The 13,071-nt window shown below is 44.4% G+C and carries 12 protein-coding genes and 1 pseudogene; 6 read left to right on the top strand and 7 right to left on the bottom strand.

Annotated elements, in window-relative coordinates; all coding sequences use genetic code 11:
* Positions 1-180, bottom strand: a pseudogene (locus ACJ751_RS18300) (branched chain amino acid aminotransferase); the annotation flags it as partial.
* Between the two features lie 129 nt (positions 181-309).
* On the opposite strand from ACJ751_RS18300, the gene ACJ751_RS18295 reads away from it, so the two are divergent.
* The 5 genes from ACJ751_RS18295 to ACJ751_RS18275 all read left to right on the top strand — a co-directional run bounded on the left by ACJ751_RS18295 (position 310) and on the right by ACJ751_RS18275 (position 3,844).
* The gene (locus ACJ751_RS18295) at positions 310-915 is read left to right on the top strand and encodes a hypothetical protein (protein WP_407746965.1); all 606 of its coding nucleotides are present in this window, start codon (positions 310-312) and stop codon (positions 913-915) included.
* A 198-nt stretch (positions 916-1,113) separates the two neighbouring features.
* Positions 1,114-1,704, top strand: coding sequence for an RdgB/HAM1 family non-canonical purine NTP pyrophosphatase (gene rdgB, locus ACJ751_RS18290; protein WP_407746964.1), 591 nt, complete (start codon positions 1,114-1,116; stop codon positions 1,702-1,704).
* Positions 1,705-1,732: 28 nt separating this feature from the next.
* Positions 1,733-2,311, top strand: coding sequence for an RNA polymerase sigma factor (locus ACJ751_RS18285; protein WP_407746963.1), 579 nt, complete (start codon positions 1,733-1,735; stop codon positions 2,309-2,311).
* A 2-nt stretch (positions 2,312-2,313) separates the two neighbouring features.
* On the top strand, positions 2,314-3,354 hold the full coding sequence (locus tag ACJ751_RS18280) for a hypothetical protein (protein ID WP_407746962.1): 1,041 nt from the start codon (positions 2,314-2,316) through the stop codon (positions 3,352-3,354).
* A gap of 46 nt (positions 3,355-3,400) precedes the next feature.
* The gene (locus tag ACJ751_RS18275; protein WP_407746961.1) at positions 3,401-3,844 is read left to right on the top strand and encodes an acyl-CoA thioesterase; all 444 of its coding nucleotides are present in this window, start codon (positions 3,401-3,403) and stop codon (positions 3,842-3,844) included.
* Positions 3,845-4,035: 191 nt separating this feature from the next.
* Here the strand turns inward: ACJ751_RS18275 and ACJ751_RS18270 are convergent, their stop codons facing one another.
* From ACJ751_RS18270 to ACJ751_RS18260, 3 genes are all read right to left on the bottom strand, one after another.
* Positions 4,036-4,770 carry a shikimate dehydrogenase family protein gene (locus tag ACJ751_RS18270; RefSeq protein WP_407746960.1) on the bottom strand — a complete coding sequence of 245 codons (735 nt, stop codon included), beginning with the start codon at positions 4,768-4,770 and terminating at the stop codon, positions 4,036-4,038.
* A 247-nt stretch (positions 4,771-5,017) separates the two neighbouring features.
* The gene (locus ACJ751_RS18265; RefSeq protein WP_407746959.1) at positions 5,018-5,791 is read right to left on the bottom strand and encodes a phosphosulfolactate synthase; all 774 of its coding nucleotides are present in this window, start codon (positions 5,789-5,791) and stop codon (positions 5,018-5,020) included.
* 272 nt (positions 5,792-6,063) lie between these two features.
* Positions 6,064-7,479, bottom strand: coding sequence for a tetratricopeptide repeat protein (locus tag ACJ751_RS18260; RefSeq protein WP_407746958.1), 1,416 nt, complete (start codon positions 7,477-7,479; stop codon positions 6,064-6,066).
* Between the two features lie 373 nt (positions 7,480-7,852).
* Between ACJ751_RS18260 and ACJ751_RS18255 the strand changes: the two genes are divergently transcribed.
* A complete protein-coding gene (locus tag ACJ751_RS18255; protein WP_407746957.1) occupies positions 7,853-8,224 on the top strand; it encodes a hypothetical protein in 372 nt (123 codons plus the stop codon).
* Positions 8,225-8,240: 16 nt separating this feature from the next.
* Here ACJ751_RS18255 and ACJ751_RS18250 read toward each other — a convergent pair whose 3' ends face one another.
* The 3 genes from ACJ751_RS18250 to ACJ751_RS18240 all read right to left on the bottom strand — a co-directional run bounded on the left by ACJ751_RS18250 (position 8,241) and on the right by ACJ751_RS18240 (position 12,726).
* Positions 8,241-8,906 carry a hypothetical protein gene (locus ACJ751_RS18250; protein ID WP_407746956.1) on the bottom strand — a complete coding sequence of 222 codons (666 nt, stop codon included), beginning with the start codon at positions 8,904-8,906 and terminating at the stop codon, positions 8,241-8,243.
* Between the two features lie 189 nt (positions 8,907-9,095).
* The gene (yidC, locus tag ACJ751_RS18245) at positions 9,096-10,919 is read right to left on the bottom strand and encodes a membrane protein insertase YidC (protein ID WP_407746955.1); all 1,824 of its coding nucleotides are present in this window, start codon (positions 10,917-10,919) and stop codon (positions 9,096-9,098) included.
* 157 nt (positions 10,920-11,076) lie between these two features.
* A complete protein-coding gene (locus ACJ751_RS18240; RefSeq protein WP_407746954.1) occupies positions 11,077-12,726 on the bottom strand; it encodes a CTP synthase in 1,650 nt (549 codons plus the stop codon).
* Positions 12,727-13,071: the final 345 nt, after the last annotated feature.

The following is a 13,071-nucleotide window of genomic DNA, read 5'->3' as shown; positions in this document are numbered from 1 at the left end:
CGGGCTTACCACCAACGGCTGGTACGGCTTGATCTCCACGTTCTTCCATTCGCCGTTTTCAAAATCCGCCTCCAGCATGTGATCGGTAAATGTTCTTCCAAAAGGAATGTTTTCGAGCGTAACGCCCTGTAACCGGCTACGCTCAATTTTTGTAACCGGGATACTATAAGCTTCTACCATAATCAGTATTTTTGAGCCGCAAATAAACAAATAAAGTTTCGGGCTGTCAAATAAATTACTAACAATCGTTCGTTAAACCTACTAATCCGCTAGACAGCTATATCTTTGATAAAGAACGTATTTTAAAAAATGAGCCTGACTAATATAAATTTACCGGGATTTGTAATTGCCGATCTGTATCGTAACTCGTTGATACAGCCTGAAGGAGGAACCCTTCCCCGGCAGGAAACGGCAAATACGAAACTCCATACGCCCCCTCCACTGGATGAGGCCGGCGGGAAGCTTCCGGTAGCAGAACCTGTTACAATAACCCAACCGGTGAAACAAGAAGAGCCGGAAGCATATAAAACCCTGGGCAATAATAAACAACAGATCACCGTAGTAGTGAATTGTCCCAACGATGTGTATGTGCCAGAAGCCGATCTGCAGTTCCTGACCAAAATGCTGGGCGCCTGTAAGCTGAACATGGCCGATGTGGCCATTGTGAACTATGCCAATGCTCCTATTACCATCGACAGGCTGAAAACGCAGTTACAACCTAAATCTTTGTTATTATTGGGGGTAGAACCGGGTGATATTCAATTACCTATTAGTTTTCCACCGTTTAAGGAACAACCCTACGCCGGTACTACGTATTTGTTCACTCCCCCGCTCAGCCAGCTGAACCAGGAAACGGAGGGGGCGAAGGTATTGAAAAGGAAGTTGTGGGATTGTTTGAAGCGTATGTTTCTTTGAGAGCAGGTTGACCAGTTAACCAGTTGACCAGTTGACGAGAAAGAAGAAGGTTAGGATGAGTCATTTAGGAAGTTGATAAAGTTGAAAGCTGATAAGGGTTGCCGCGACGCGGTTTTGCCTTCTGCCCTATGCCTTCTGCCTTTTCACCTCTGCCTACTGCTCACTGCCTTTACATTATTGACGTTCACGATTAATTATATGAAGCTAATATTCGCTACCAATAACCAGCATAAAGTAGAAGAGATCCAGGCGGCCATTGGCCAGCACCTGGAAGTTATTCCATTAAAGCAGGCAGGCATAGACATTGACATTCCTGAACCGCACGATACCCTGGAAGCCAATGCTTCCGAAAAATCGCGCACCATTCACCAGTTAACGGGTCTGAGCTGTTTCAGCGAAGATACCGGTCTGGAGGTAGATGCGCTGAACGGCGAACCAGGCGTAAAAAGCGCCCGCTATGCGGGGGAAGACAAGGCTTTTGACAAGAATATTGAAAAGCTGATGACCAAACTGGGCCATGCAGAAAACCGCCAGGCCCGGTTCCGCACGGTGATCTCCCTGATCTGGGAAGGAAAGGAATGGCTTTTTGAAGGTGTTTGTGAAGGCGAAATTACCCGGGAGCGATCCGGCGCAGGTGGTTTTGGTTACGACCCGGTTTTTAAACCCACCGGCAGCGATCGCACCTTCGCCGAAATGACCATGGCAGAAAAGAATGAGCTCAGCCACCGCAAAAAAGCAGCTGATAAACTTGTATTATTTTTGCAAAATCAGGTAATTACAACACGATAGGAGTAATTTTAATATTAGATAAAGTTTTTTGGAGCAGAAAAGCAACTATACAATATCTGAATCCGACTTAATAAGAGGATGCATAGCAGGAGACCGGCGATTGCAGGAAGAACTGTATCTCCGTTTTTCTCCTAAAATGTATGCGGTTTGCTTGCGATATGCCAGCAATGTCGAAGACGCGCAGGATCTGCTGCAGGAAGGTTTTATAAAGGTTTACAGAAACTTACACCATTTCAGGGCAGAAGGCTCCTTTGAAGGCTGGATCAGGCGGGTATTTGTGAATACGTCCATCGAACATTTCCGTAAAAAATCGACCAAACTGTCGATGGTTACGGAAAAAGAAGAAGGCGCTATTGAAAATACCGACATTTCGGCTCTTGAAAATCTGGCAGAAAAAGACATCATAAAGATTGTTCAGGAATTATCTCCCGGCTACAGAGCAGTTTTCAACCTGTATGTAGTGGAAGGATATTCGCATAAAGAGATCGGTGATATGATGGGGATCAGCGAAGGAACCAGCAAATCACAATTGGCGCGGGCCAAATCCGTTTTACAAAAGAAGATAGCTCAATATTTAAGCGACACGCAAAAATCCTACACCCGGTAACCATGGCAACAAAGATCAAACATATACTGAATAACCTGGAAGTACAGCCTCCACCGGGCGTATGGCCCGAAATTGCGGCCAGGCTGAATGCTGAATTTGATGCGGAGGATGTTCCTGTTGCTCAAAAAATGTTAGAACTGTCGGTTACGCCTCCTGCGGGCTTATGGTCGACTATCGCAGCTGAACTGAACCCTTCGCACGAAACAGATGAAGTACTGGTAGCAAATAAATTAAATAATATTTCCGTAGCGCCTCCTGCTACGGTATGGGAAAAGATAGCCGCTTATTTATCAGCCCAACAACCTGCCGTCAAAAAAGAAGGCCGGGTAATTGCCCTGCATTCTTCTCGCAAAGCTATTATAGCTGCCGCCGCCATGGTTTTGTTAACCGTTGGCGCCTGGTACTTTTTAGATAAGGCCAATACAACCGATACCCCTGAAGTGGCCGGCAAAGCCGCCACGGCTCCAGCCAATAGTAAAAGTGTAACCACACCAGACAGAACGCGCGCTGCTGATATCGAAATTGGCGAGGCTATTTCGCAAAAGCCTATTGCGGCTTTAACGGCTTCTGCTGACGTCAATATGCTCAACAACCGCTATAACCGCCATGGCGCCCGTCGTACTGCTTTTTACGACTATCAGCCCATCGCTACCAGCTATGCCGGTACAGACGACATGCAGGCAGTTGATTTTACCAATGCCAATTCCCCAGACGTGGAAGCGCCGCTTATCCGCGATGCCAAGGGTCAGGTTATCCTCGATAAAAAACTGGTTACCTCTCCTGATAATTGTTACATCAATGTGACCAGCCCCAATGGTGAGCAAACCCGGATTTCTTCCAAATTCCTGCACATCATCAGCACCCTGAACCAGGAAGCTGAACCGCAGGATTACTTCGATTTCATGATGCAGGAAAACAGCCTGTGGAAGGTTCGTTTCAGTGAATGGAAAGAAAAATTCATGACCCAGGCTTCGTTTGTTCCTACAGCCAACAGCTTTTCCGATATCCTGGAGCTGAAGGACCTGCTAATGGAGAATGAATAGGAAAATGAAGAATGAGAAATCAGAAAGGTAATTAATCACATCCAGCATGGCCAGAATTAAAGTTGAACTCCCCGAACAGTTTACTTTTTCTACTACTATACCCGTTCGCATTACCGACCTGAACTATGACAAACATGTGGGTAATGATACCATCCTTTCAATGATCCATGAAGCCCGGGTGCAATACCTGAAACAGTTAGGTTATGGTGAACTGGATCTGGCCGGCGTAGGCGTAATCATGAGCGATGTAGGGATTGAATTCAAAAGCGAATTGTTCTACGGCGATGAAGTGATTGCCTCCGTAGCTGCAGGCGATATTTCCAAAATAGCTTTCGATCTGTATTATAAGCTGGAAAAGCGTTCCGGTGATACTACAGTATTAGTAGCTGTAGCTAAAACAGGTATGGTTTGTTATGACTATGCGAAGAAAAAGGTAGCGGCTATTCCGGAAGAAGTGGCAATTAAGTTGAAAGGCAGTAGCCAGTCGTGAAACGTCAAACGTGAAACGTGAAAGGACTCGCGAAAGTGCAATATTCTCTTTTAACTTTACCCTCTGATCACTTTATCAACCCTATCAACTATATTAACCCTATCAACTTTCCTCTTTATTTCTCCTAACTTTCTTCTTCCTGGTCAACTGGTTAACTTGTTAACTTGTCAACTTGTCAACTCGTCAACTGATCAACTATTCCAAATCCTCCAACTCACTTCCGCCTGTATAATCAGCATATCATGCCCATTCTTGATAGCAGCGCCCTGCTCCTCCCCTTTTTGCAAGAATAATGTTTTGGCGGGATTGTACACCAGATCGAACAAATAATGCCTGGGAGTAAGTGCCTGGTATGGCAAGGGCGGACATTCATTAATGTTGGGATACATACCCAGCGGACTGGTATTGATGATCACCTCATGCTCTTTTATCACCGCTTCATCTACCTGTTGATAAGAAAGCTGACGGGCAGTGCCGGGCGTGCGCGACACTTCGTAAAAATCAATTCCCAGCTTGTTCAACACATAATGAACGGCCTTGGCAGCGCCGCCGGTGCCCAGCACCAATGCTTTTTTATGATGGGGTTGCAGCAGCGGTCTTAATGATTCCTCAAAGCCCACTACATCGGTATTATGACCGGTTAATTCACCATTCTCAATTCTGATGCAGTTACAGGCGCCGATTGTTTTAACCACTTCGCTTTGCGCGTGCAGGAAGGGAATTACTTTCTCTTTGTAGGGAATGGTAACATTCAGGCCATGCAGATCGGCCTGTTGTTGGATAAGCGCGGCAAACTCATCAATAGAAGCCAGCGGGAAATTATCATACACACAACCGGTGATCCCTTCCCGCTGGAACTTTTCTGTAAAATATTTCTGAGAAAATGAATGGCTTAACGGATAGCCAATCAAGCCATACCTTTTCATGAGGATTCTCCTTTAATTGATGCTTTTGAGAACTTAAGATCGTGAAACGTCAAACGTGAAACGTGAAAGGGTTCCCGAAATCCGGGCCTCGCTTTTAAGCCTCCTCAACCTGTTCATTCGCAAATTCTATCAACCCCGTCAAGTTTATCAACCCTATCAACTTACCACTTTCTACACGAATGCTACTTTCAGTTCACGCTTGTCAACTTGTCAACGTGTTAACTCGTCAACTTGTCAACGACTCAACCTATTTCACTCCGTTTCCGTTCAGGAACAAATTGAACGTGTCGCCACGCAACCCAATACGCATTGTTTCCAATGGTATTACTTCTGTAGGGGCAATATTACCCAGGTTTACGTTGCAGCCCAGCAGCTCGATAAAGTATAACTGTTGTGCTTTCTGGGGCGCTTCCCACAAGATCTTTTCACCGGGAATTTGTGTAAGGATCTCCTGAACCAGGCCTTCACGTACTTCACCAGAGCCACGGTATATACCTACGTTACCAGCTTCGCGGGCCTCGGCAATAACGTATGTTGAACCGGACTTCAGCTCGGCGCTCATCAACTCAATCCATTTATAAGGGGGAATAATATGAGCAGCATCTTTACTTCCAACTTCACTAAGCACGGTGCCGTGTTTGGCCAGCTTTTCAATATAACCGCATTTTTCTGCATGGGGAATATTGATAGAGCCATCACTTACTTCCATATAGGAAATACCATACTCTTTACAAACACTGATGTAATCATTGAACTGGTTACGGATCAGGAACGCCTCAAACAAAGTACCGCCAAAATAAACGGGAATGTCATACGATTTGTAAACTTCAATCTTTTCACGCAGGTTCGGTGTTACGAATGAAGTGCCAAAGCCGAGCTTAACTATATCAATGTGCGGGTGTCCCACGCTCATCATATTTTGTGCTTCGGGAATGCTCAGGCCTTTATCCATTACCATGGTAATACCGCTGTTGCGTGGTTTCTTAATCCTGTCGGGGATCTGTGTGAGGTTAAAATTCATTCCTAGTTTTTTTGTGCAACAATTTTTAAAGCCGCCGCAAAAATAATGGAAAACATCATACAAGTGATATGCTTCAGCTCATATGCGAAAAGCAATTGGCAAGACTGTTAAAAGCAAATTAAAACCCGGGCTTTATGCAATAACCAGCCGGGTAGACTAATAAACAGACCTGTCAGGTGGGTCGTCCGCCGGCTGGCGGACGGCTTACCCTGGCATCAAAACCTCAGGTGAGCCACTCTGAAAGAGTGACCCACCTGAGGTCGTATTGTTTATTAATTTCTTTTTTTGGAATGGGCTATTACATCAATAATCAGTGGATGCCGCAAGATAGCGGGGTTAAGGTGTATCAGCTTCTTCAGCAATTTAGGTGATGCCGTAAGCGCTGCTTCCAGTTGCAACAGGGCTTCCTTGGTTTTACCCAATGCCAGGTAAATGGCGCTGAGGTAGTAGATGAATATGGGTTTCGACTCGGTGATCTTTAAAGCGGCTTTTGCCTGTTCAAGGGCTTCTTCATAAAATTCGCCCTGGTATAAACAGCGGATAAGCGCTTCCCAGCTTGAGATATTGCGTGGCCGTTGCCGAACCACATTAGAAAAATATTGAATAGCTTCTTTATAATCGCCCAGCTGCATTTTACACTCGCCCATGGCCAGGTTGTACTCCGGTTGCAGCCGATGGATCTGCATGGCGCTCTCCAGCTGTTTTACGGCCATTGACCACTGCCCTTCGTTGATGTAGGTGCAGGCTATTTTGTAATACAGCTTACTATCGCCCTGGTTCAAATGCGATGCCTTACGGTAATAGAACCTTGCCTGCGCAAAATTCTTCATCCGGTCGTAACAGTGACCTATGGCTTCGTATATCACATCTTCGGGCCGCGACAGCTCCAACACCTTCTCCAGTACTTCAATGGCGTCTTTGTATTTACGTAACCGGATAAAGGCATCGCCCATGTTGCGGTAGGCATAATCGAACTTTTCGTCGATGGCAACCGCGTACTTATAGGCATCGATGGCCTTTTCGTAGAGTTTTAATCCCTGGAAGGCGGCTGCCAGGTTAAACCAGGCCAGTTCGCTGTATGGGTTCTCTTCAATGATCTGCTGATGCAACGTGATGCTTTCTTCATTACGCCCGGTAAAATCGGTCCAGAAACAGATCTTGTACAACGCTTCTTCGTTGGCAGGTTCCTGTTCCAGAATGAGTTTGAGGCAATCGAAGATCTTGTCAAACTCTTCATAATCATCATATACATCGGCCAGCTCAAAAAGCAGTTCTATCCGTTCCTGGCCTTCAAACAACTGCAGGGCGTTTTGAAGCAGTTCCACTGCTTTCTCCTGCTGGTCGAGCGCCAGGTAAACATCTGTTTTTAAAATATACAGGTTAATATCGTTGCTGTCGAGTAATTCGGCGTGATTGAGTATTTCCAGGGCATCATTATAGTGCCGGGTGGCTATCAGCAGGTCAGCCTTTTTAATAAGCAATGCCGATGAATAGGGATATTGCTCAATACCCATTTCAGCAGCTTCCAGCGCTTGCGGCAGGTCTTCAACATCATCAAAATAGTCTATGATCTTTTCAAAGGCTTCTTCTTCTAAAAAGGAATGCCCCCGCCCCGCTTTGAGATTCTGGAACGCCTTAACTAACTCCCTGATTTCTTCATTATCCTGACGAAACGGATTTTCTCTCATTTATTTAAATAGTAGGTTAATGTAAAATAGGATTTTCACAGGTGGATACCAATTTTAGTTTTATACAGATGTGAACAATTATAATCAAATAATCAGAATTACTTATCCACACCTAACTATCAGTAGTTTGTAACCGTGCTTATACCTACTATATTGTTTAAACAACATTTAATCTTTGAATTACAACCCTTTACGAATAAAAACCAAAATATTTTTAAAAAACCAACGGTTTCTTTATGAAATCCGTAACATTTATGTGTCTTATCCGTTAAGAGAAGTATAAACTTTAATCCAAAGGGTTAAAGAAAACCAAATTTTTTTTTATATTTTTGTAGTCAATATGCAAGCAAACTCTACGCTAAAATTTAACCACATGCTTAAAAAGACCATCATCAGTTGTGCGATGATCGGGACGTTTGCGCTTGCGCTGGCCAGCAGCGGAGGTGGTGACAAAAAGAAAGCGGAGTCGCTTCGCAAACCCGATTTCACTCCCATCAGAACTACAAATGGCTTTACGCTGAAAGCGGGCCCTGCCTATACAGGAAGCCACACTTTTTATAGTGTTCGCAACAATAACGTTATCACCTGCAACACGGTGGTGACCTATCAGCAGGGCAATAAGGTGTTTATTTTACCTTATAAAAGCAGCAGCCGGGTTAACATTAATGTAACCCCAGCCAATTCAAGTTATCAACAACACAACAACCTGAATGCTTTTGATCTGAAATTCCGGTTACGTAAATAACCCGGAAGCTTTCAGATTAATTACTTACGTTCATTTTCTTACTTTCCTCATAAGTCATTTCGCGGTAGCCTGATGTAGGAATATCGAATTTAGAAGCCGGTACAGGGTTCATATTGATCTTTGATACCGTGTATCTGATGGTGAGCTTTCCCTGCACCAATTCATATTCCAGCGGCAAACCATTCAGGTTCTTGAACTGGTAGTCGTAATCTTTGTTCTCAGGAACAATATCCGGCGTATAATACACGGTGAAGGTAGTGCCATCGGGTAACGTAGCCACCGCCTTAATACAGTTATAACCGGCAATGGATTTGGAATCGCTGGTATTGGTGAAGGTTATGCCGTCGTAGCGTTTATTATTTTCCGCCCAGTTATCGCTGGTCATCCTGATCAGCAGTTTTTGCCCACTCACTTCCTTTAATACAACAGATGTTCCGGCCTTGGAGTCATGTATGGTAGCCGAAGAAAAAAGGGCGCTGGCTATTTCGGCCCGGCTCATATTTCCTTTAACATAAATCGTTTTGGTGTGTCCGTCAAGGGCGTCGGCCATTTTGGGTTCTTTACTACCACTTGAAATACTGGCATCGTAGGTAAGGCTTAATTCGCTTACCTTCCGCTGTGCCTGGGCCGCAAATTGCATTCCCAAACAACTCATTAACAGTATTACAATATTTTTTTTCATAATCTAGGGTTGTATATAGACAAGATGCGGATAAGGTAATTATAGTTGCTGCGTAAAATACAAAGACCGGTTAATTTTAAAAAGGTTAAGCCGGGAAATATTGATAATAATGTTAAAAGTGAAGCATTTGTACAAAAAAAGTGAGCCCAATATTAGACTCACTTTCCTTATATAACGAGTTATACTAAGTTACTTCTTCTTACCCTGCGCCTGCTGGGCTGCCTGTTGAGCGGCCTGCATTTGCTCCAGCCTTTCCTGCCACTTGGACTTAGACTTCGGCTTCTTGCGGTTCTCATCGATCTTCGCCAGGATCTTATCGTGGTTGATGATGTAGTTCTGAATTACGAACTGTAAGATCAGCGTTATCAGGTTCGACACGGTATAGTACCAGGTCAACGCCGCTGGTAAGCGGTTGAACACAAAGAATAAAACGAATGGGAAGATATATGGCATGTACTTGAGCGCCGGATTGTTTTGATCGGGCGTCATGTTCATGTTATACAACGAGATCAGGAAGCTGGTCAACACCGCAGTGATGGTGAACAAACTCAGGTGCGTCATGCCCAGTACGCTGGTCTTCCACGACAAAATAGCGTCATAAGAAGCCAGGTTATCGGCCCATAAAAAGCCTACGCCCCGCAAATCGATATTCGAGTTAAAGAAGCTATACAGGGCAAAGAAGATAGGGATCTGCAACACGGCAGGTAAACAACCTCCCAACGGATTCACCCCCGCCTCGCGGAATAATTTCATTTGCTCAACGCCTACCTGCTGTTGATCGTTGTTATACTTTACTTTCAGCTTTTCAATCTCAGGTCTTAACGCCTTCATTTTAGCACCGCTCAGGTAACTGGTATATACCAGCGGGGAAGTGAACAGGCGGATAAATAAAGTCAGCAACAAAATGGCGATACCCAAACTGCCGATAAAACTTTTAAAGAAGCCAAACACCGGCATCACAATGTACTTGTTGATGGGGCGCACAAAAGCGTACATATCCCGGCCCAGGTTTACGATCTTGTCCATTTCAGGCACCTGGTCTTTATACTTGCGCAGGATAGCATAATCATTGGGACCGTAATACAATCTCAAAGGAATAGAGACATTTGGTCCTAATGGTACTTTTGTTTGCAGCGTGGTAGTTACTTCTGCTACTTTGCTGGTAGTGTCGTTCTGGTTCTTGATGAACTTAACGTCACCGGAAGTGAATTTGTCCTTCGCTGCTATAATAGATGTATTAAAGAATTGCTGGGAAGCGCTAACCCATTGTACTGGTTTTCCCAGTGTACGGGCCGATTTGGTTTGCATGTAATCAAAGCCATCTTCATCATAAAAACAAACCGTGGTCTGATTGCGTTCGTACACCACATCTGTTTCGTGTTGACTGGGCTCATTCTGCCAGATCAGGTTGAAATTGCCCTGGGTGAGCATTTTATCGGCGCCGCTCAACTGCACGTCCCAATCGATCAGGTAATCATTGGGGTGTACCGTGAACTGGTGCGTAACATTTCCTTTGCCGGGAACAGGCGCCTGGTAAATGATGGTTTGACTGTTATCGGCATTTTTTACCACTTTGGGGTCCATGAAATACAGATCAGAAACCTGTGCGGAACCATTGCTGGTAGTAATGCCATAAGAGATCTTATCGAACGCGGTATTATTCAATACCACCGGAGCTTTACTATTGAGCGATTTGTAGTTTTTAAGCTCAACCTGTTTAGGCTGACCGCCTTTATTGGTAAAACTGATCTTAACTACTTCATTTTCAATTACGGTCAAAGTTTCTACCCCGCGGGTTGCCAGCTCACCTGGTTGCACAGGCTGGTTGATGGTGGTGTCGGGTATTCTGGAAAAAGAATCCTTGATGTGATTTTGTACCTGGGCAACTGAATCTGTATAGTGTTGCTTTTTAGCCTCCAGCTCATGACTGTTTTTGGTAGAAATAAAAAGGTAAGTAAACAGTAAAAGCGCTAACAACACAAAGCCAATCACCGTATTGCGATCAAAATTCATTATACTACTAGTTTAGAAGAGGTGCAAAGATAGTTGGAAGTTGTAAGTTTTAAGCTATTAGTTAACGGTTCTGCATATTTATTACAGAATGTTAATAGATATACTGATAACAGCATATCTATTAACAATTTATAACTTTACACTTATCAATTAAGCCTTATATCATCTCGCTTTGGAGCAAAGGATTTTTTACGGTACTTTTTTGCTCGGCATACACTTTGGCTGCATTCACAAAATGTACAAACAGCGGGTGTGGGTTTTCTACCGTGCTCTTTAATTCAGGGTGGTATTGAACGCCAATAAAGAATGGATGGGCAGGCAGTTCAACGATCTCAACCAGCTGGTTCTCGATGTTCTTTCCACTGGCTACCATACCGGCTTCCTGATACTGGTTCAGGTAGCGGTTATTGAACTCCCAGCGGTGACGGTGCCGTTCGCTGATGGTTTTATTGTCATATATGTTACGGGCCAGACTTCCTTCCATGGTTTCGCATGAATAAGCGCCCAAACGCATGGTTCCACCTTTTGATGTAATAGCTTTTTGCTCTTCCATCAGGTCAATAACCGGGTCCGGCGTATTCACGTTCATTTCGGTTGAATGGGCATCTTTCAATCCCAATACATTCCGTGCAAACTCAATGACCGCCATTTGCATTCCAAGGCAAATACCAAAGAATGGCAACTTGTTTTCACGGGCATATTTTACGGCTAAGATCTTTCCTTCAACGCCACGATGGCCAAAACCAGGCGCTACCAGCAACCCATCGAGGTTAGCCAGTTTCTCTCCTACATTTTCAGGCGTGATGAATTCACTGTGCACGTTTACGATCTGCACTTTGCATTCGTTCGAGGCGCCGGCATGTACAAAGGCTTCCAGGATTGATTTATAGGCATCCTGCAGCTCGATGTATTTACCAATAAGACCAACGGTTACCTGGCTCTTGGGGTATTTCAGCTTGTCCAGCACCTCTTTCCATTTTGCCAGATCAGGCTCGTGGAAACCATTTATGTTGAGTTTCTTTAAACAAATAACGTCCAGCTTCTCGCGCATCATGGCCAATGGCACTTCATAGATGGTAGGCGCATCGGCAGCCTCAATCACCGCTTCTGGTTTTACATTACAGAACAGCGCGATCTTACGACGCAGATCGGGTGTGAGGGTCTTTTCAGTACGACAAACGATGATGTCAGGATGTACTCCTTCCTGGCTCATCATCTTAACACTATGTTGTGTTGGTTTTGTTTTTAATTCTTTGGCTGCCTTTAAATAAGGGATCAGCGTAAGGTGTATCACCACAGTATCTTCTTCGGGCAGTTCCCATTGCAACTGACGCAATGCTTCAATAAAGGGAAGACTTTCAATATCCCCTACTGTACCACCCAGCTCGGTAATAATAACATCGTATTTATTAGTATTCCCTAACAGCAGAATGCGGCGTTTGATCTCATCCGTAATGTGTGGAACAACCTGAACGGTTTTACCGAGATAGGCGCCCTCGCGCTCTTTGTTAATTACGGTTTGATAAATACGGCCGGTAGTTACGTTGTTCGATTGTGACGTAAAGATATTCAGGAAGCGTTCATAGTGACCGAGGTCAAGATCGGTTTCGGCGCCATCCTCCGTAACATAACATTCACCGTGCTCATATGGGTTGAGTGTGCCCGGATCGACGTTGATATACGGATCGAACTTTTGAATTGTTACCCTCAATCCCCTCGCCTGCAACAGTTTTGCCAGCGAGGCTGCAATTATCCCTTTTCCTAATGATGAAGTTACCCCACCGGTAACAAAAATATGCTTGGCCATAATAAATGGTGATTTTTACGTCTTCAATCTTTTTTACTGATAATCCTAGTCCACTATAATTTTTGACCAGCGGAAACTTAGCTTAACGAAAAAATAATTCCGGGAGGTCGTGCAAAGTTACGGCAAATAAGTGCGCCAGAAAAACCCGATTTTGAGGTGTGGAAAAACGGGCCACAACCTGTGAATTGTATTAAAAGAAGGTTAAAATCAATGCGTTACGTTTAAAAAGGGGGATTTTTAGGCGTTTCCGCCAAAAAAAAAATCCTCCCGATACATCAGGAGGACAAAAATGTATAGTAGGGGTCAATTACTATTTAACTCTGGTAAGGGTCAGCGCTTTTAATT

This window comes from Niastella sp. (genome assembly GCF_045805085.1).
Classification (GTDB): domain Bacteria; phylum Bacteroidota; class Bacteroidia; order Chitinophagales; family Chitinophagaceae; genus Niastella.
The sequence above is the reverse complement of the archived record's forward strand: the minus strand, read 5'-3'. Positions and strand labels throughout refer to the sequence as shown.